Here is a 21,461-nt window from a genome sequence, read left to right as displayed (position 1 = left end):
GCCGGGCCTAAGTACAAAATGCAGCTTTACTTGCGTCGCACACTTGTACTTTCACCAATACATGCAGCAAAAAAACGGCAATCAAAAACTCGCATTTGCCCAATAAAGAATTGAACGATAAAGTGCTTGCGACGCAACAGGCGATGCCATTTAATCAACAGCTGGTATTAGAATAACCAATTACCCATTAACAGCCATTGGGCTATTTTGAATTTGCCTTTTGATTCTTAAACTTAAGGGTATAATTAAAATCAACACCTATAATATTAAATGTGCGGTTGTATTTTTTAGCGTAATCTGCACGTAGAATATAATATACATCCAGCTTTGTATTTTTGGCAATTTTAGCCTTTAGTCCTACAGTATTACGAAGGTTATCTACAAAATGGCGGCCACCAAATTGCATAATGGGTTCTACCGAAGCATAAGCCGATAAACCCTTTGAAATGCGATACTTTGTTTGCGCCCTTACCCGCCAGGACGTGCTTTGATCTGTTGCTTTGGTATTATCGTCAAAATCCTGCACACTATTTTGCAAAAGGGCACGACCACTTAACTCAAAGGCGTTAATTTTTGTACTGGCTTCTGCGCCAATTGTAAACCGCTGATAAGTGCCATTTTGTACAAAAGAAATCCTGTACTGTCCCAAAATTTTTAAATACTCAGCTACTTTTTTAGAACCACCCAGGCTAATATAAGAACCGTTGTAAGTTTGCAGGTTATTAAAATAGCGGGCCTGATATTCCAGGCTGGCAGCCCATTTATTTGGCAGGTCAGCATCTAAAGAAGCACCATACCATCCCTGCCAGTCAACCGGATCTTCTTTAGTGGTTTGCGCAAATACTGTGTTGCCCAAAAAAAGCAGGATTAAAAAATAGTACCCTTTATTATACTTGAATGTCATGGCAGTTATTTTTCAAAATAAAAAACAATTATTTTACTGGAATCTTTTAAAAAGTCGATATCTACAATTTCAATACGGTGTATGGTAAGTCCGGTGCGCAAGATAAGATCTTGCAACAATTTTTCTTTATTGCTTTCGTGTACCAGTTGAATGTTATCGTAATACACCGTTTTACTACTTTCTTTTTTAACCCATTTACTACTTTCCAATAAATAGGTAAGTATAATTATTAAAGCGCAAATAAGCAATTCATCTAGCCATGAACCATTGCTTACAGCGGTTAACAAACCAATAGCAATACATAAAAAAACATAGGTCATATCTTTTGCAGAAATACCTTCTGTACGATACCGGAGTATAGAGAACACTGCAAATAAACCAAAAGCTGCACCTGTTGTCATTTCTACCTTATTAAGCAAATAAGTAACAAAGAAAATGATGGTATTAAAAGAGAAAAAAGTTAGAAATAAATCTTTACGATGATAGGTATTGTAATAGATACCTCTTATTAATACAAAAACTGCCACCATATTAATAACATACCTAAAGCCCATGGCTGCATTAAGTTCAGTGAAGGAAAAATTATTCAATATCTGTAACAAGTTCATTTTGGTTATTGGTTTTTATGATATGAGTAAACTGCTTTTTAAAATTATTATACTTTATGGTTTTATTTAATGATATAACACCCAAACAGTATTTGCTTAACGATCTTGCTTTTATATGATGCGCTTTCATTAGTGCGCAAAAGCTGGCATTTTCTTTTGTTTCTACCTTTACTTCTGCAATTACCAATTGCTGATAAACTGCTTTTTGGTTATCGTGCATAAAACATGGTGCAATATCTAGTGTTACTTTTTCGATATTGGTTTTATGCAACAGCGTTATGCGGTTATAATGCACGGTAAGTATTTCCTGCAAATTGGTTATGGTGCCGGGTATAAACCTGCTAAAAAAGCGATTATATGCAGCAGGCGGTGCCTTGCTTTCTTCCATGGAGATAGGTTCTCTGAACTTTTCTGTAAGGCCTTTATTGTTTTTAATTTTTACTTCCAGGTAATGGGTATTGGCATCTACATAAGTTCTTTTACGCACCTTAATTCGGTTAGTTCTGCCCAGGTGGTGCTGTTGGTAAAAATATAATTCCGGTGTATCGTAATACATGGTTTCATATTCAAATACGCAATTATTATTGATGCTTAATACTGCATAATCCTGCTTTAATGCTGCCAGGATATTGTTTAGCATGCTTATAGGAAATACATATTTTATATCGTGCCTGTTTTGTAATAAAGCCCGTTCGTTTAAGCTTTCAAGAGATAGTATTTCAAAACCTGCTGTTAGTTGCGTATACAAAATCTAATAAAATTTTTAAAGTTGAATATTGGCTTTGCAGTATGTAATGAACGTAAATTGCACCCTTACTATTGCTGCCTGTAGCGTTGAACGTACAAGAGTGCGACGCAACGGCTGCTAAATGGTAGTGCAATAGCCCGGCCCACCATTGCTTTACTGCTATTGTTTACAGCCTGCTTTAACGTAACACTTTCATCACTACTTTTTCACCAGTTTCGCTAATAATTTGTATAAAATATATTCCTGTTTGCAAGCTATTTAAGCCAGCTGCACCAGGGAAAGCATTTGCCCCCGCCTGCGCCTGCATAGTGTTTGCATACACTACCCTACCCAGCATATCTATTACGCGTACATACAATGTTTGCGATTGTTTGGATTGTATATTGCCCAGGTAAAAATTAATAACCGGATTGGGTATTTTTAATATTATAGTGCCCTTATTAGTGGCTGGCCAGTTTACACATATGCCTGTTTTGGGCATATTATCATCTAACCAACTTAGCCGTTGGGTAAGCCAGGTTTTAAGGGTGCTTATTTCCCCGTCGTAACTGGTGGGTATAGGTTGGGGATTTGGCCATACATATTGCCCCAAAATAGGCCATTGTGTAAAATGCCTTTGCTGGGCCTCCTGTACTACGTTGTACGCAGAATCTATAATGGCAAAAATTCTTGTATTGCTCAATACTGTTTGCCTTACCTGTTGCCAACGGCAGTAGAGATTTGCCTGAAAGGTGGTATCCTGCATAAAACGCTGCCACCAAAATGGCATTTGGTAATAATCGCCCGGGCAAACCTGGTTAAAATTATAGGCCCATCCATGGGTAAGCGAGCCATCGCAATAATCTGCATTTCTAAAGGCCAGATCATAATCCCAAACAGGACCGGCAACAATTTTACCGTTAATACTACTTTGATCTTTATGGAAATAACTGCTTAACCGGTAGCCATCTACGTTACGGCTTATTTCGTTTACAATAAGATAGTCAATAAAAGAGTTCTCATCAGCATATTTTCTAAAACCGGTAGCGGGGCTTTGGAAAGTAGGCCCCGCCAAAGCATTTTCGAAGCTGTCTACATACTGTTGAATATATTGTTGTTGCGGTGCTACTATATCCTCTGGCTTTGGATAAACATAGGAGTATTGCAGGTAAGCATTGGGGTTATTATTTGGATGATAGGGCGAAAACCAGGCATTGGCTTCTTTGTCAATACTAAAAATATATCCCCCTGTGAGTGCATCACCTGCAATATCCGGTGATTCAAGCTTTTTTATGTCTACCCGGTTTTTATCGCGTTTTATTTTTTCCATGCAAACATATACACCAATATATTGGTTATTAAGCATTACTTCTACAAAACGGCAACGCGGCGCCCAATGGCCCAGACTGGCCGAAAAGGTATAGGCCAAAAAATTGTGCATTAAAGTTTTATCGGTATAAGGCGCATACAGCACCCAGTCGCTTTCTTCGGGCATACCCAGCAAAGTGGTTTTTACTTCGGCACCGGTATCGTTTCTAAGCTCAATGGTATACGAATTCATAGGGAAACCTTGTGAGGATTGTCCACGCATTTCTATACCCACTTTTCCATTATACTCATTAAATGCATCGCCAAGGTTATTGCGTTTACCTGCGCCATTATTGATTACACCTAAATCGGCCGTAATTTTTGGCTCGTCGGGAATATACTGACCATGGGTATTTATAACAAAAACCGGCAAATTAGAGGATGTAAAATTTACCTGTGCCTTTAAAACAGGCATAGCTAACCATAAGATAATGGATACAAGCAATCGTTTCAACATTAAGGACTGAGATTTAATGCAAGCTACAATAAATCTCCTACTTTATATAATTCACATATAACAATTCAAACTAATTTGTGTAATTTGGTAAGGTTTAAAAAACTTCCATTTTAGTGTAGATTTATATTTCTAAAAAGAATTCAATACCCAAAAAAGCCATTCCAATTTCTTAAGAATTGCTTTTTAGTTTAGCCAAATTTGGCAAAGTTCAACATTTGTTTTATCCATCATTTTTTGTAAACAAACAACTATGCAATCAATTGAAGATTTTTTTAAAACCCTTTTCGACACAAGCGGATTTATGCCCAGATGGATGTGTGGGAAATGGACCGAAATGCATGGCTGGTTGTACATTATTTCCAATTTGGCTATTTGGGCAGCCTATTTTACTATACCCTTTCTCATATTCTCCTTTATAAGAAAAAAGAAGGACCTGCCCTTTCTAAATATTTTCACATGGTTTAATCTTTTTATAATAGGCTGTGGCATCACCCATTTTACCGATGCCATTATGTTTTGGTTTCCGGTATATCGTTTAAATGCGCTGTTCTTATTTATTACAGCCATTATATCCTGGATTACTGTTTACGTACTTATAAAAAATATTCCAAAAGCATTGGAATTAAAAACACCGGCACAACTAAAAAAAATAATTGAAGAACAAACCTTACAACTTACCAAAGCCAATGCCGCATTACAGGAAAGTGAACTCAGGTTTAAGGCATTGGTAAACAACAATCCCGATATTATTACTCGCTTTAATAAACATTTGCAATACGAATTCATTAACGAATCTATGCAAACACTTACTTCAACCAGCCTGGATTTTTACCTGGGTAAAACCCCGTACGAAGTATTGCCCAATCACCCGCATACCCACCAATTTACCGAAAGCATAAAAAAAGTGTTTAGTACAGCCACTTCTTTACAATATGAAATAGAAAGTGTTACAGAAAAACAGGGTATTGCCTTTTTTGCTGTTCAAATGATTCCTTTAATCAATCAATCCAATAACGAAGTTGAATCGGTTTTAACTATTACAAAAAATATTAGTGAAAGTAAAAACAATGAAATTAAACTAATTCAAACCATTGAGGAATTAAACCAGTTAACCAAAAGGCTTGAATTAAAAAGAAAAAGGTTACAGGATTTTTCTTACATGGTATCGCATAACCTGCGTTCACCTATTGCCAATTTGCATGCCCTAACAGCCTTATACAAGAAAGAAAAAAATGATGGAGTAAAAACATTTGTGATGCAGAAAATATTTGATGTGCAGGCGCAATTATCCACCACAGTGCAGGAACTTACCCAGGTTGTAAACATTACTACCAATACTGATATTGAACGAACCAACCTTAGTTTCGAAGACATGTTGTTCCATTTAATAGAAAGTTTATATGCACAAATAACAGATGCAAAAGCAAAAATTACTTACAATTTTACCAGTTGCCCTCAGGTACAATATCCCAAAGTTTATCTGGAAAGCATTATGTTAAACCTGTTAACCAATGCACTTAAATATGCATCACCCAATCGTATTCCAGAGATATATTTCGAAACTAATATAAGCGAAACTGGCCTTATTACTTTGGTTTGTACCGATAACGGACAAGGCATTGACATGATTAAACATGGCAATAAATTGTTCTCCTTGCACAAAACATTTCATAATCATCCAGATGCCAGAGGCGTGGGCCTATTTATAACCCGCAACCAAATAGAATCACTTGGTGGAAACATACATGCCATAAGCGAAGTAGATAAGGGCACTACATTTATTATTCATTTCAACGAAACAACGGTTTAAATACGCATTGCACTAATACGCTATAGTTAACCATTTTTTGTGCCAGGCAGTAACCTATACATGATGCATTCTTGCGTCGCACTCTTGTACGTTCGGGCCTATATGCAGCAAAGATTTTATCACCTGCCACTCGCCTCTATTTCAATGGAGCTACCGATGTTTTGGCAAGAATGGCCAATATATCCCATAAACTATGTGCAATAATTAAAATACCCATATGCCTGTATTTATTATAAAAAAAAGCAAATACAATTCCCATAAAAAAGGGCCCCAGCATATTAAACAAAGTGCCATAGCCAAAATGTAAAAGTCCAAAAAGCAAGGAAGAAAGCAGTATAGAAAACATTGAATTATTTACCAGCAATTGCAACCTGGGTAACAAATACCCCCTAAACAACAATTCCTCAGTAATACCAGCGGTTATAGCAGTAAAATATACCAGATAAGGATAATGAATAAATAATTTTACAGCCTCATTAAATCTGGCACTTTGCATATTCCATCCAAATACTTTGGCAATTATAGCCGACAGCATACCACAGCAAAAAATACCCAATAATATGCCTGCAACCAGCATAATGGATTTCTTTATTGTTAAAGTGGTATTACCCCAAATCAAAAATGGACCAGCCTCCGTTTTTATAACATACAAATACAAAAGCAGCAACACCAGCCATAATAATAACCTGGAGGAAAGAAATACCAAATCGGCCGCCACCTGATGCGCTTTTAAAAAAGGCATTAAATATACGGCCGACAATAAAAGTGCACCAAAAACCAATGCCAAACAAAATAGTATACCAGCCAGCAAAGATTTTTTTGTATAAACTGGAGTTGTTATTGCCATGGCTAAAATTAACATTAAAAATATTGTTTTACAATAGCGTAAGTGTATACTATAAAATGCGTTAGGGATTGCAGCGTAAAGCCCGCAGCCACCACTGGTGGCGAGGACTTGCAGCGAAAAGCCCGGCCCCGCAGGGGAACGCCCAAATTATTTATTACAAAGAAATTTTACACACAACAATAAACCGGAAAAGTAGTTTCTTAAGAGTATTAATTACCTTTCGTGCAAAAGAAAAGAGGTTTGATGAAAAAAATATGTACGGTTGCTATTTGCCTGCTATGCAGTTTTAAAATATTTGCCCAAACAGATACCAGTTTTTGGTTTGTGGCACCCGAGGTAACCAGCACCCATGGCGACAGACCGATATTTCTTCGCTTTACCTCTTTGGACAAACCAGCTACTATTGTGGTATCGCAACCGGCCAATAGCAGTTTTGCACCCATTACCATAAGTTTAAACGCCAATAGCTCCAGAACACTGGACCTTACTTCCTCTATAGATATTATTGAGAACAAACCCGCCGACCAAAAATTAAAATACGGCATATATATTCGATCATCTGCCTTTATAACGGCTTATTACGAAACAGGCAGAACCAATAATACAGATATATTCTCGCTAAAAGGGCGAAATGCGTTGGGTAAGAGTTTTATGATTCCATCGCAAAACATTATGGATAATGTGGTATTTACGCCACCCGCCAATTCATCATTTGATATTGTTGCCACCGAAAATAATACCACAGTTACCATTACTCCCAAGAATGGCATAACGGGTCATCAGGCAGGTGTACCATTTACCATTGTTTTAAATAAGGGCGAAACCTATTCGGCAGTAGCCAGCGGGCTTACGGGCAATCAACACCTGATGGGCTCTGTAGTAACTGCAGATAAACCCATTGCCATAACTGTAAAAGATGATTCAATTACCGGTGGCGGTTATGGAGGCTGCTATGATATTGGGGGCGACCAAATTGTACCTCTTAATCTGATTGGTACCAAGTATATTACCCTACCCGGTTATTTAAACATTCCATTAGGCCAGCCTACTGATAATATTTTTATTTTAGGTACCGAAGACAATACTGACATTTATGTAAACGGCGCATTAACAAGAAATGTACAAAAAGGAGAAACCTTTTTACAAAAATCTTATAATAACGTATTTTATATAGAAACCAGCAAGCCTACCTATGTATTTCAATTATCTGGCTTTGGCTGCGAAGTGGCAGAAGCATTATTGCCACAAATTGAATGTACCGGTTCTAAAACAGTGGGCTTTACCAGGGCAACTACGGAGCCTTTGTTTATGAATATTCTTGTGCCAAAAGGTGGAGAAGCAGGTTTTACATTTAATGGCAATACCAGCACCATTAATTCTAGCCAATTTACCGATGTATCAAATACCAATGGTGCCTGGAAATATGCCCGCATCCAGCTTAGTACGGCACAATTAGCTGCCGGTGCTGCCGCTATTGTAAAAAACAACCTGCAGGCATTTCAATTAAGTATAATTCATGGTGATGCACAAACGGGCTGCAGGTATGGCTATTTTAGCGATTATAATAGTTTAACTGCAGTTGCCGGTAGTAATACACCATTAAATGGGTCATTATGTACGGGTCAGGATTTAAACCTTACCTGCGATGTGGGCGCCACCAACGATGTTACCTTTCAATGGAACGGACCGCAGGGTTTTAGTTCTACTGATCAAAACCCTGTGCTTGGCAATGCTATACCGGCCTACTCTGGTATATATACCTGTATTGCCACCAAGGCCGGCTGTAAAATAGATACCACCAGTATTACGGTTTTAGTAAGTGATATACCAGTTAGCACTGTAACCGCACCAGACAGTTTGTGTGCTGGACAGCTTTTGCAATTAAATGCAACCGATGCAGGAGCCGGAGTTACCTATAACTGGAGCGGACCTGCTGGATTTAGCAGCACTTTAAGAAATCCGTCCTTTACTGCATTTGGCAAAAACACCGGTCAATACAATGTAACCATTGCCAGAAACAGTTGTATTATAAAAGATTCAGTAACTATTCGGGTAGATGTTAATCCGGGTGCACACCCATTTACAGCAAGCCCCTTTTGCACCGGCGATTCTATCGTGTTAGATACACCAATTCCTGCCTGGGCTTTAGACAATACAGCAGCATTTTCCTGGCTTGGCCCCAACGGTTTCACCAGTAACAAACAACGTAACGTATTATATAATGCAGATCTTTCATTAACCGGCCAGTACACTTTAACCGTAAACGCCCCTGCCTGTGGCGATTCTGTGGGCAGTGTACAGGTTACTGTAAACCCCATTCCACAGGCGCAGGCTACCATTAGCAACACCGCTTGTACCAATACCATTCTTACCCTAAATGCCGCCACAACATTACCGGGTACCAGTTATAATTGGAAAGGCCCCAATAACCTTAATAGCAATCAGCAAAACATAATCATCAATCAGCCCGCTACCGCAGCAACAGGCACTTATATTTTAACCACATCTTTGCTTAATTGCAGTAGTGCAGATACGGTTAATACCATTGTTTATCAGGCTCCGGATGCCAGTATAAGTGCAAAGGTTTTTGGCTGTGTTGACCAGCTGTTCCAGTTTACCAATAACAATACAGCACCCAATAGTTTTTATGCCTGGAGCGGACCCAATAATTTCTCCTCAACACAGCAAAGCCCTTCCATTACAAGTGCTAATTATGCTGATGCAGGCAGGTTTATTCTTACCATTACAGCTAATGGATGTATAGATAGTGACTCGCTGGATGTGTCAATTAATCCAAGTCCGGTAGTGGTATTTACGCCAGTACAAAATATTTGTTTAGAAAAGCCCGGCTTTACTATCAATACCGCTACTGAAACTTCGGGCATAAATGGTGCAGGTGAATTTACCGGTGAAGGTGTCAGCAGCATTGGCTACTTCTCGCCTACTACAGCGGGTATTGGCACACATACCATTCGCTATACATATACTGCTTTTAATGGATGTATTAGCTATGCGGAACAGCCTATTACCGTTTACCCAACCCCATCTGCCAATGCAGGCGAGGATCAGGTGATTATCGAAGGCAGCAGCATAATTTTATCTCCCATTACCACCGGCGATATTAAAACATATGCATGGGCTCCCATTACCGGCTTAAATAATTCAGGTGCCCAACAGCCTGTGGCAAGTCCAAAACTGGATATCACTTACACGCTAACCGTAACTACTACAGATGATTGTACTGCCACAGATGCTATTTATATAAGAGTGCTTAAAAAAATAGGCATTCCAAATGCATTCTCTCCAAATGGAGATGGCATAAACGATAAATGGCAATTAGATGGCTTGTACTCTTTCGCCGCAGCCAAACTGGAAGTATTTAACCGCAACGGGCAAATTGTATTCAGCACTACAGGCTATCCCACACCATGGGATGGCACTTATAACAATAAGCCATTACCCACAGGCACTTATTATTATGTGCTGCATTTAAACGACGGCTATAGAAAAGAGCCTATCTCTGGTTGGGTACAACTGCTCAGATAATTTTTTTGAACCCGGCAGTAAATTCCAAATGCAACACCGCTTGCGTCGCACTCTTGTGCGGCAACAAAATGGCAGCAAATTCATAAACATACCAGTACATGGTTTGCTCCCAATAAAAACACACATTAAAAGTTTGTCTGATACGGCTATTCATTAAGGTATTTGTGCTCAATACCTAAACACAGGTAAACTAATTTAGTCTTCCTGTTTAACCAGCAGGTCACCAATATCAATTAATATCCAAAACATCAATCCTATGCAGCAAGCATTTACCACAACACAGATGAACGCAGGTTACTCAGCTAATTTTTTGTATAGCAACAGTAGCTACAGCCCGGTAAAGCAAAGGGCAAAATCTAAATTGGCTGGCAAAAAAAATCTGCTGGTATTTATCGTGGTTTATTTTACCGCTTTAGCAGTTGCATTAAATGCAATATTTTAGATAATGTCTACAATAAGCAGCATCTAAGGCCATAATTACAGCACAAGAAATTACAGTGAGCTGGTTTTATGACATATAAATTACCTAAAACACCAAAGCAAAGCCATTTTTGTTTTGTACCTTTACAAAAAACATCACTATGAATTTATTTGTTGCTGGCCTTCCATACGACCTAGATGACGCCGAATTAGAAGAAATCTTCGAGAAATTTGGTAAGATCAACTCTGCAAAAGTGGCTATTGATAAAGAAACCGGTAAAAGCCGGGGATTTGGTTTTGTAGAAATGGAAAATGATGATGAAGCCAAAGAAGCCATTGATGGCTTAAATGATATTGCACTGGGTAAAAAACCATTAGTTGTTAAACAAGCTGAAGATCGCCCCAAAAAACCAAGTGGTGGTGGCGGTGGTGGTTACCGTGGAGGTGGCGGAAACAGTGGTGGTGGATATCCCAACCGAGACAGAAACAGATATTAATTATATTCAAACGCTGCAGTTTTACTGCGGCGTTTTTTATTTAATAGCAACCTATTGTCTTTTAGCTGCCCCTTAACCCTAAGTACAAGTGTGCGACGCAAGTAAAGCCCGATGCATTACTAATAGCCGGGCCCATAATACATCAATACACGCCTTTATCCCCATTTTACTTTCATGTGTTAATTATGCATGAACTGATTAAAAGAGGAATCTTTACTTTTAATTCTCCAATAAAAGTTGTTTATGCGTATAGCCATTGCTTGTACTATTTTAATTTTTATAGCTTCTGCCTGTAATACCAATAGCCCTGTGCTATTTAAAGCTATTTCTGCCGAAGAAAGCGGCATTAGTTTTAGTAATTCTATTACCGAGAATAGCATGATTAACATGTTGAATTACGAATACCTGTACAATGGAGGTGGCGTGGGTATTGGCGATTTTAATCATGATGGCATGGCGGATATATATTTTACAGCCAGCCTTAGCGGTAATAAATTATACCTTAACCGGGGCAATTTTCATTTTGAAGATATTACAGAGCAAGCCGGCGTAGGTGGAGATAAACGCTGGTGCCGCGGTGTGGCCATTGTAGATATTAACAATGATGGTTTACTGGATATGTATGTTTGTGCATCTACCTGGCAAAACCCGGAGCAGCGTAAAAATTTATTATATATCAATCAGGGTTTTAAAGGCAATACCGGACTACCATTTTTTAAAGATATGGCTGCTGAATATGGCCTTGCAGATACTACCAGTACCCATATGGCCAATTTTTTTGATTATGATAATGATGGCGACCTGGATGTATACTTATTGGTAAACGATTTAAATCAGGAACGACCCAATACTTTTCGTACACCAAGAAGCGATGGAAGCGCACCAACAACCGACCGATTGTACAGAAATGATTATAACCCCACTTTAAAACATGCTTATTTTACCAACGTTTCAAAACAGGCTGGTATAACATGGGAAGGCTATGGATTGGGCGTTAATGTTCTGGATATTAATAAAGATGGATGGAAAGATGTGCTGGTAAGCAACGATTATTTATCAGGAGATATTCTTTACATCAACAATAAAAACGGCACATTTACCAACAGGGTGCAACAATATTTTAAACATACCAGTTTAAACGCCATGGGAAATGATGCGGGTGATATTAATAATGACGGATTGGTAGATATTATTGAAACCGATATGGCCGCCGAAGATAATTACCGAAGCAAAATGATGATGAACCCGGTAGATTATAATTGGTATTTATATACAAAACAATTTGGGTTTCCCTATCAAACAGTGCGCAATACCCTACAAATAAATATGGGCCCGGGCATTATTGAAGGGGATAGTTTAACCAACCCCTATTTTAGCGAAACAGGATATTATAGCGGCATTGCATTTACTGACTGGAGCTGGGCCCCATTGTTGCTGGATGTAGACCAGGATGGGTTTAAAGACCTGATGGTAACCAATGGTTTACCAAAAGATATTACAGATCTTGATTTTATTGCTTACCGGGAACAAAACAGCAACTTAAAGCCCGAAGAACTTTTGCAAAAATTACCTGCAGTACAATTAAGCAATTATATTTATCGCAATAACGGCGATGCCACATTTACTGATAAAACAACACAATGGGGTTGGGATATGCCCACTTTTTCATCTGGGATTGCCTATGCAGATTTTGACGGAGATGGGGATATGGATGTAGTAATTAACAATACCAATATGCCGGCTTCTATTTTAGAAAACACCATTAACCAACAGAAAAACCCACCTAATTTTTTACGTATTCAACTACAAGGCGATAGCAGCAATAGAAATGCCATTGGTGCCACGGCTGATATATTTTACAAGGGCAATCACCAACAGGCTGAGTATTCACCATTTCGGGGCTATATGTCAACCATGGAGCAGGTGTTGCATTTTGGCACTGGCAATACTACTATCATCGATTCCCTGGTTATTACATGGCCTGATGGGAAGAAAACAGTTCAACAGCAGGTAAATACCAATCAAACTTTATTGGTAAATTATGCAACTTCACAAAAACAAAATGGCATTATTCCACCTGCATTGGCAACAGGCAATTGGTTTAGCAATATTACCAGTAAAACCGGGCTTGGCTTTTTACATGAACAAAATGATTTTGTTGACTTTAATAGCCAACGGCTTATACCTCATAAATTTACCTCCTATGGCCCGGCCATTGCAGCAGCTGATGTAAATGCCGATGGCCTGGATGACATAATAACTGCCGGCGGTACCAAACAACCCCCATTATTATTTATACAAAAAGCAGATGGAAAATTTGGCCTTCAGTTATTTACCCAGTTAATGCAACAGCAGCAAACAGAGGATGGTGGCATCTGTATTTTTGATGCAGATAATGATACTGACCCTGATGTTTATATCACAAAATCAGGCTTTGCTTTGGCCAAAGGAAATGCAGCCTATGCCGATAAACTTTACCTGAATGATGGCAAGGGTAATTTTGTGGCAGATACACTTGCCATACCTGCATTGCCTGGCAGTAAAAGTTGCGTTAAGGCTGCAGATATTGATGCCGATGGAGACCTGGATTTATTTGTTGGCGGCAGGGTTATTCCCGGCGAATATCCCAAACCTGAATCAGGCTATTTGTTGGTAAATAATAGCAGCAATGGCAAAGTACAATTTTCCTTAGCTACACAATCATTGGCACCAGATTTGGAAAATATTGGCATGATAACGGATGCCGTTTTTTCTGACATTGATAATGATAACGACCCTGATTTAATTATTACCGGCGAATGGATGGGTATTCGTTTTTTCACTAACAACAAGGGCCATTTTATACCGCTCGAAACGCCTGCCGGCAAAGCCATTGGCTGGTGGAACAGTATTACTTCCGCTGATATAGATAATGATGGCGATATGGACTTTATTGCAGGCAATTATGGTTTAAACGGCTTATATAAAGCCAGTGAAACTGAGCCTGTAAATTTGTATGCAAAAGACTATGATGGCAATAATGGATTTGACGTGCTGTTAAGCTTTAAAAGGGCTATAAAGCCACATGGAGAAAAGGAGGAATTTCCTGCTGCATCCCGTGACCAGCTGGCCGAGCAAATGCCTTTGATTAAAAAACAATTCAATAATTATTCGCTCTACGGCAAAGCCACTATGAGCGATGTATTGAAGCCACTAAACAGGGATAATGAATTGCATTTGAGTGCCACCAACTTTTCCAGTTCATGGATAGAAAATAAGGGCAACAACGAATTTATTCTACATGCTTTACCGGCACAGGCACAATGGTCGCCGGTATATGGTATAGTAGCAAAAGATTTTAATGCCGATGGCAATATAGATATTGCATTAAACGGCAACGAATTTTCGATGTCGCCAGATTTGGGTAGAAATGATGCATTGAATGGTTTATTGCTTGCGGGTGATGGCAAGGGCAATTTTACCGTTATAAAAGCAGCTAAAAGCGGCATATTTATCCCCGGCAATGGCAAGGGCCTGTTAACCCTGAGCATCAATCAGCAAACAGCTATTGTAGGCGCACAAAATCAGGGGCCTTTGCAGGTTTTCCGCAATAATAATACGGCTAAAAATATTCCTTTGCAACCACAGGAAACAATGGCTTTTATTACTTTACAAAATGGCAACAAAAGAAAGGAGGAATTTTATTTTGGCAGTTCATTCTTATCGCAGAGCGCCAGGTTTGTACAATTAAATACATCGGTAAAAATGGTACAATTCTATAACGGAAGTGTATTAACCAGAACCATACAAAACCAATAAGATAAAGCCATTCCACCATACAAATTAGGAAGCAATTTTTTGAACCAAACAGCAGTTCATCAATCAGCTGCACTTGCGTCGCACTCTTGTACTGTAACAAATATTGCTGCAAAACTTTTAGTTACGGAAAGGGTTTATTATAAACACACAGGCATAATAAGCATGTAATTAATTAGCTGCCATGTAACCCGAACCCTGAACCGAGCGTGGCAAGAAAAGCTGCATTAATAATCTATAGCCGGCTACATAAAATTATATAAATGGTGCTGTATCAACCATTATAAACTATTACTTTGTACCACATGAAAAAATGGTTGTTATACGGCATAATATTTTGTTATTTGCCTTTTTGTACCCATGCACAAAAGGAGTGGACAAATTGGTATAATGGCCGTAACTCCATGATTAGTTTTAAAACCGGGCACCCGGAAATTTTTTATGATTATATAAACCCGGTACCGCCAGAAACTGATTTTTTTAACTATTATTATTGGAGTTTCGGAAATGCAGGCATCTCCTACTCCGACCCCGCAACCGGTGAAATGCGGTTTTTGGTAGCCAATCGTTTGGCGTTTAGTAAAAATTTCGAATCTTTCCCAAACGATTATTTTTTACGATCCTGCCCGGATGAATATTCGTACCATATTATACCATTTGGTGATAACCCGAATAAATTTTATGTGGTTCAGTTTCAGGATGCAGGTGCTGATTTGTTACAACAGGAAACCGGTTTGCAGGTACGTTGCCCCAATGCCATTGGGTTGGGATACTCTATTGTAGACCTTACCCTAAATAATGGCTTAGGAGATTTTGCAGAAATAAACAACCAAATTACAGCCGGGTTTACCGGGCAAATTACCACTGTAAAACATGCCAATGGAAAAGATGTTTGGGTAATTGTACATGGGTATTCATCCAATACTTATATGGCATTTTTATTTACTTCCAATGGGGTACAGCCGGCTGTGTATAGTAATATTGGTCCCGTTGTAAATGGTGGATTTTACAGTGTACAAGGTACATTAACCGCATCGCATACCGGTGATAGACTGGCAGGATATTCCGCCGTAACACCTAATGTAATACAGCTATTTAATTTTGATAATGCCACAGGCATTATTAGTAATTATCGTACACTGCCGGCAAAGGAATCAGTTTCAAAAATCCAGTTTTCGCCAGACGATAGCAAACTTTATTATTTAAACTGGGAAAGCCTTTACCAATACGATTTAAATGAAGCAGATGTGGGTGCCTCCTTAACAAAAGTGTATAGCGAACCCAATGGCATTATGTTTACCATGCAGCTGGCACCAGATGGGAAAATCTATATTTCAAAAAACACCAAATTGGTTGATGGCGAATACCAGGAATTTACCGGCGCTGTTATGTGCCCCAACCTGCCAAAATTTGCGTGTAATGTAAACCCTACCTATTTGCCCATTGTAATGTCTGGCTTTCCGGATCTTGTAAATGATTTTATTAAAGACCCAAAAGCCGCTGCCATAGCCACCCTGGATTTAGGTAAGGATACAGCTATTTGTTTTGGTTCATTTACCATAAAAGCACCCGATGGCTGGGAAAGTTACCAATGGAATACAGGCGATACCACACAATCTATTACCGTTAAAAAAGCTGGCGTATATAGTGTGTTAACTGGCAGCACCGGCTTTAGTTGTCCGGATGGATATGGCTATATTAATGTTGAGGATAAAGCAAAAAAACTATATCTGGGAAAAGATACTTTTCTATGCCCAAAAACAACCTATTTATTAACTATCCCAGATGGTTATACCAATATAGCCTGGCAAAACGGAAGCAGTGCAAAAGACTCTCTTATTTACAAAGACAGCTATTGTATTATTAGTGCCAATGATAGCAATGGGTGTTTTACAAGTGATACCATTGGGGTATACTATCAATATTATCCGAGTGCAGATTTTGGGGCAGATACAACCTTATGCAATAACGCCACGTTAGCCTTGCATTTATTGCCGCAAAAAAATTCTTTCTGGAATCCGGAATATACATGGAGTGATGGTAGTAGCGATGATAGTTTGGTAATACAATCGCAGGGTACCTATTGGGGTTCGGTAAGCTTTAATGGCTGCATAGTAAAAGATACCATTACCATTAACTACGTAAGTGGAGAAACAGTTTCTCTGGGCGCTGACACAACCATTTGCGAGGGAGATAGTATTGTGTTAAAGCCCAATATTGCCAATGCCACTTATTTATGGAGCACCGGAGCCAACACCCAACAAATCATAGTGAAAAATACCGGCAGCTATTGGGTAAAGGTTACCAATGGTGCCTGTACTTTATACGATACGATTCATGTTACAGTAGCAGCCCACGTACCTGTTTGGTTAGGTGCAGATACAGCATTATGCACAGGCGAACAATTACTATTGCAACCCAATGTAAGCGGAGGAAGTTTTATATGGCAGGATGGTTCCACTGCAAGCAGCTTTAAGGTGCAGCAAACAGGCAACTATTGGGTGCATTACAAGTATGCTGGATGCATAAATATGGATACCATTATGGTGCAATATCTTCCCTTACCCATTATTAATTTAGGAAACGATACCGGTATTTGTACCGGTGAACATGTATTGCTAAATGCCGGTATTATAAATGGAAGTGGTTATTTATGGCAAGACAACAGCATACAACCCGTTTTTACAGCAAGCACCACCGGAAATTATATTGTTCGCGTTACAGATAATAATGGTTGTATAGGCCGAGACAGTATTACCATTACCGTATCGCCATTGCCGGTGATTGAATTAGGCCCCGATACTACCCTTTGCCAAAACACTGTGCTTAGTTTTAATTTTAACCAGGCTGGCACCAGCTATCTATGGAATGATGGCAACACATTGGGTAATTATACTATTAGCTCCCCAGGGAATTATGCTGTAATTGCCACTGCCAACGGCTGCGCCACCAAAGACTCCATTGTAGTTACTTATAAGCCATTGCCCATTGTAACGCTGGGCAATGATACCACACTTTGTATAACTGATATGTTGACTTTGAATGCATTTAATACCGGTGCCACCTATTTATGGCAGGATAATAGTTCCCAATCTCAATATACAGTAAAACAGGCAGGCAGCTACCATGTTAGCGTTAATTTAAACGGGTGTATTGCAACTGATGATATTAATATCAACTACATTACAAAACCATTTTTCACGTTAGGAAATGATACCCTGCTATGCCTGGGGCAGGAAATGGTTTTACACCCATCATTAGCAGGCGACATTACCTATATTTGGCAAGACGGTAGCGTATTGCCTCAGTTAACCATTAAGGATACAGGGTATTATTATGTTACTGCTACCAATAAATGCGGGTCAACAACAGATGATATTTTGATTAAAACAGGTGCATGCATTTTGCAAATGCCTACAGCCTTTACCCCTAACGGTGATGGGCTTAATGATATATTTAGGGTTAAATATCCTGAGTTTATAAAAACCTTTCATCTGGTTGTTTTTAACCGCTGGGGGCAGCAAATATTTGAAACAACCAATCCCCGAAACGGATGGGATGGTAATTTGAAAGGCGTAAAAATGGATATGGGAACTTATGTTTGGATAATTGATTTAACAGACTATAATAATAACAAGCAAACAGGAAAAGGCACAGTAACATTGATTAGATAAGCAGCATTATTTGTTGCAGTACAAGAGTGCGACGCAAGTATGCTGTATGCTTTAGATATAGCTGGGTTAATAAACCTGCTTTTTATTATTGTTGAGATAAAATAATTTCTAACACTTTTTCAAGGGCTTCTATTAAAACAGCCTTGCTTTTTATAGGTAGCTCCTGATTAAAGTTTAAAATGTAATATGAATAAGCAATTGGGTAAAATTGGTGTTACGTGTATGGTTTTGTTAATGGTGTTGGGTTGCAGTAAAACAAAGGACGTAACACCCGCAGCGGCTATTAAAGGTATTACCTCATTTCAATTTACTACGGCTAAAAATAAAACGCTGTACCAAAATATAACCTGCACCATTCAAAACGATACGGTATATGCCGCTACTTTTTCTGGTACTGATATTAGTGCTTTAATCCCCGACTTTGGCAGCGATGGCATAAAAGTTACCGTAAATAATACTGTACAACAATCTGGCGTAACCGCTCAGGATTTTACCAAACTGGTGGTGTACACTATTACAGCCCAGGATGGGCGTACCAAAAACTGCTATATTGTTTTTACAGATACCAAACTGCCTGCCATTTATATTTCTACCAACAATACACCCATAGTAAGTACAGTAGATTATGTTGCCGGTAATATTAGTATTAAAGCCGGTATGCCGGGTACAGAACAATACCAGGGCAATTTGGAAATAAGAGGCAGAGGCAACTCAACCTGGGGTATGCCAAAACAACCCTATAAATTTAAACTGGAGAAAAAAGCAGGTTTATTGGAAATGCATACCAGTAAACAATGGGTTTTATTGGCCAACTATGCCGATAAAACATTAATGCGTAACGAAGTGGCATTTGAACTTAGCCGGCGTTTAGGGCTGGCTTATACTACCGATAGTCGCTATGCCGATGTGATTTTAAATGGCAAGTATATTGGCAACTATGAACTGGTGGAACAAATAGATGTAGATGATGACAAGGTAAATATTGCCGAACAGGATATAGCTACTACTACATTGCCAGGCATTAGTGGTGGTTATTTATTTGAAATGGATGGTTTTTCTTATGCAGAGCCGGTAAATTTTTTAACACCCTTAGGCATGGGGGTTACCGTTCACTACCCGGATGATGAAGACATAAACGATGTCCAGCGTAACTATATAACCAATTATGTAGGCATGTTCGAAAACAGCTTATTCTCCGCTGGATTTGATAATGCCGCAACAGGCTATAAACAGTATTTTGATATTGATTCTTATATTAACTGGTACCTGGTGAATGAAATTATTGCCAACCCCGATACGTTTTGGAGTACCTATATGTATAAAGACAGGGATAATGCAAAAATATATACCGGCCCGGTATGGGATTTTGATATTGCCGCCAATAACGATATTCGTTTGGGTAATGTGGTAAATGCCTTAATGATAGATGTGGCGCACGAACCCAAAGTATGGATACGGCGCTTAATGGAAGACCCCGCTTTTCGCATTGCCATTCGCAACCGTTGGAATGCAGTTAAAACCGATAAGGTAAAAACGATAACAGCCTATGTTGATGAGCTGGCAGCCAAACTATCCATTTCTCAAAAAACCAATTTTATTGCCTGGCCAATTTTACAAACCAATGTGTATCTCAATTTTCAGGTGGCAGGTTCGTACGAGGCAGAAGTAGCTTATCTAAAAACATTTCTCACCAATAGAATTACCTGGTTAGATTTCCAGTTTAACGGAGACAGATTTAAATAATACCAATAACAAGAATTGCTATTTTTTGTGGCCAAAGCAGTAGAACTACCATTAGGCTTTACTTGCCACGCTCGGTTCATGGTTCCACTTTCATGGCAGCAAAGGCCTTAAAAAAAATGAGGGTCAATCTGGAAAGATAGACCCGTTAAGCAACTTTATGAAAGCCTGCCTATGAGAATTATGTAAATAATATTATTGTAAATGCTTTGCTCAAATAAAAATAATATTAGTTCCACATAAAAAACATGGTAAAGCCATTTCTAAAAACCGGTAACGTTTGCGGAAATATTTGCGGTGGATATTTTTATAAAAAAACTTATACCCATACACCTCTGCCTGATTAAAATAGCAGGTAAATCGTAAAACTTTGGGTTATATCCACAAAAAAAGCAGATGCCAGGCATCTGCTTTTACAATTCTCATGTCCAAACTATTTTGCCTGTGCAAATTCAAGGCGAATTTCCATATTAATATCTTTACCTACAGTGGCACCACCAGCTTCTGTTAAGGCATTCCATTTTAAATTATAATCAAAACGGTTAATAGCTGCAGTTGCTTTAAAACCTGCTTTTGTATTACCATAACCATCTTTTACTGTACCGCCATATACAACGTTAAACACAACAGGTTTAGTAACATCGCGAATGGTAAGGTTACCACTTAATGCATATTTATTGGCGGTTAGTTTTTTAAAGCCAGTGCTTTTAAAAGTCATGGCCGGAAATTTTTCTGCATTAAAGAAATCGTCTGATTTCAGGTGCTTGTCACGCATATCGTTATCGGTACTAATACTATTAACATCAACAGTAAAGTTAATTGAGGCATCAGTAAAATCGGGTTTTGCAGCGGTAATGCTACCATCAAACTTTTTAAAAGATCCTTCTACTTCAGAAATAACCAGGTGCGTTACAGTAAATTTTACTGAAGAATGTACTGCATCAACTGTCCATTTTGTTTGTGCAAATACTGAGGTACTTATGAATGCTATCACAGCAAGTACTAGTGCTTTTTTCATCGTTTTGTAATTTTATAATACAAATGTACATACATCTAATTTACAGGCAA

At 38.7% G+C, this 21,461-nt stretch carries 12 protein-coding genes; 6 read left to right on the top strand and 6 right to left on the bottom strand.

Annotated elements, in window-relative coordinates:
- Positions 1-202 precede the first annotated feature (202 nt).
- From GD597_RS12330 to GD597_RS12315, 4 genes are all read right to left on the bottom strand, one after another.
- Positions 203-904: a DUF2490 domain-containing protein gene (locus GD597_RS12330; protein ID WP_171608174.1), complete on the bottom strand. Its 702-nt coding sequence runs from the start codon at positions 902-904 to the stop codon at positions 203-205.
- 5 nt (positions 905-909) lie between these two features.
- Complete coding sequence (locus tag GD597_RS12325) at positions 910-1,512, bottom strand: DUF4956 domain-containing protein (RefSeq protein WP_216368580.1); 603 nt, start codon at positions 1,510-1,512, stop codon at positions 910-912.
- Positions 1,487-2,260, bottom strand: coding sequence for a polyphosphate polymerase domain-containing protein (locus GD597_RS12320; RefSeq protein WP_171608173.1), 774 nt, complete (start codon positions 2,258-2,260; stop codon positions 1,487-1,489). The genes GD597_RS12325 and GD597_RS12320 overlap by 26 nt, the downstream gene beginning before the upstream one ends.
- A 178-nt stretch (positions 2,261-2,438) precedes the next feature.
- Positions 2,439-4,064: a CotH kinase family protein gene (locus GD597_RS12315; RefSeq protein ID WP_171608172.1), complete on the bottom strand. Its 1,626-nt coding sequence runs from the start codon at positions 4,062-4,064 to the stop codon at positions 2,439-2,441.
- A 250-nt stretch (positions 4,065-4,314) separates the two neighbouring features.
- Between GD597_RS12315 and GD597_RS12310 the strand changes: the two genes are divergently transcribed.
- Positions 4,315-5,874 carry a sensor histidine kinase gene (locus GD597_RS12310; RefSeq protein ID WP_171608171.1) on the top strand — a complete coding sequence of 520 codons (1,560 nt, stop codon included), beginning with the start codon at positions 4,315-4,317 and terminating at the stop codon, positions 5,872-5,874.
- 136 nt (positions 5,875-6,010) lie between these two features.
- Here GD597_RS12310 and GD597_RS12305 read toward each other — a convergent pair whose 3' ends face one another.
- Positions 6,011-6,721: a CPBP family intramembrane glutamic endopeptidase gene (locus GD597_RS12305; protein WP_171608170.1), complete on the bottom strand. Its 711-nt coding sequence runs from the start codon at positions 6,719-6,721 to the stop codon at positions 6,011-6,013.
- A gap of 243 nt (positions 6,722-6,964) precedes the next feature.
- Between GD597_RS12305 and GD597_RS12300 the strand changes: the two genes are divergently transcribed.
- From GD597_RS12300 to GD597_RS12280, 5 genes are all read left to right on the top strand, one after another.
- Complete coding sequence (locus tag GD597_RS12300) at positions 6,965-10,267, top strand: T9SS type B sorting domain-containing protein (RefSeq protein WP_171608169.1); 3,303 nt, start codon at positions 6,965-6,967, stop codon at positions 10,265-10,267.
- A gap of 581 nt (positions 10,268-10,848) precedes the next feature.
- Entirely contained in the window at positions 10,849-11,184 is a 336-nt protein-coding gene (locus GD597_RS12295; RefSeq protein ID WP_171608168.1) for an RNA recognition motif domain-containing protein, read from the top strand.
- Positions 11,185-11,427: 243 nt separating this feature from the next.
- The gene (locus GD597_RS12290) at positions 11,428-14,982 is read left to right on the top strand and encodes a VCBS repeat-containing protein (protein WP_171608167.1); all 3,555 of its coding nucleotides are present in this window, start codon (positions 11,428-11,430) and stop codon (positions 14,980-14,982) included.
- Between the two features lie 302 nt (positions 14,983-15,284).
- Positions 15,285-18,653, top strand: a complete 3,369-nt coding sequence (locus tag GD597_RS12285; protein ID WP_171608166.1) for a T9SS type B sorting domain-containing protein — start codon at positions 15,285-15,287, stop codon at positions 18,651-18,653.
- Positions 18,654-18,839: 186 nt separating this feature from the next.
- Complete coding sequence (locus GD597_RS12280; RefSeq protein ID WP_171608165.1) at positions 18,840-20,396, top strand: CotH kinase family protein; 1,557 nt, start codon at positions 18,840-18,842, stop codon at positions 20,394-20,396.
- Positions 20,397-20,826: 430 nt separating this feature from the next.
- On the opposite strand, the gene GD597_RS12275 is transcribed toward GD597_RS12280, so the two are convergent.
- Positions 20,827-21,411, bottom strand: coding sequence for a YceI family protein (locus GD597_RS12275; protein ID WP_171608164.1), 585 nt, complete (start codon positions 21,409-21,411; stop codon positions 20,827-20,829).
- Positions 21,412-21,461 lie beyond the last annotated feature (50 nt).

Origin of the sequence: Limnovirga soli, from assembly GCF_013106755.1 — a bacterium.
GTDB classification, from domain to species: Bacteria; Bacteroidota; Bacteroidia; order Chitinophagales; family Chitinophagaceae; genus Limnovirga; species Limnovirga soli.
The sequence above is the reverse complement of the archived record's forward strand: the minus strand, read 5'-3'. Positions and strand labels throughout refer to the sequence as shown.

Coding starts and splice junctions, on each gene's coding strand:
- GD597_RS12295 (WP_171608168.1), top strand. CDS start 10,849: ATGAATTTATTTGTTGCTGGCCTTCCATACGACCTAGATGACGCCGAA.
- GD597_RS12325 (WP_216368580.1), bottom strand. CDS start 1,512: ATGAACTTGTTACAGATATTGAATAATTTTTCCTTCACTGAACTTAAT.
- GD597_RS12290 (WP_171608167.1), top strand. CDS start 11,428: ATGCGTATAGCCATTGCTTGTACTATTTTAATTTTTATAGCTTCTGCC.
- GD597_RS12315 (WP_171608172.1), bottom strand. CDS start 4,064: ATGTTGAAACGATTGCTTGTATCCATTATCTTATGGTTAGCTATGCCT.
- GD597_RS12310 (WP_171608171.1), top strand. CDS start 4,315: ATGCAATCAATTGAAGATTTTTTTAAAACCCTTTTCGACACAAGCGGA.
- GD597_RS12305 (WP_171608170.1), bottom strand. CDS start 6,721: ATGGCAATAACAACTCCAGTTTATACAAAAAAATCTTTGCTGGCTGGT.
- GD597_RS12300 (WP_171608169.1), top strand. CDS start 6,965: ATGAAAAAAATATGTACGGTTGCTATTTGCCTGCTATGCAGTTTTAAA.
- GD597_RS12275 (WP_171608164.1), bottom strand. CDS start 21,411: ATGAAAAAAGCACTAGTACTTGCTGTGATAGCATTCATAAGTACCTCA.
- GD597_RS12330 (WP_171608174.1), bottom strand. CDS start 904: ATGACATTCAAGTATAATAAAGGGTACTATTTTTTAATCCTGCTTTTT.
- GD597_RS12280 (WP_171608165.1), top strand. CDS start 18,840: ATGAATAAGCAATTGGGTAAAATTGGTGTTACGTGTATGGTTTTGTTA.
- GD597_RS12285 (WP_171608166.1), top strand. CDS start 15,285: ATGAAAAAATGGTTGTTATACGGCATAATATTTTGTTATTTGCCTTTT.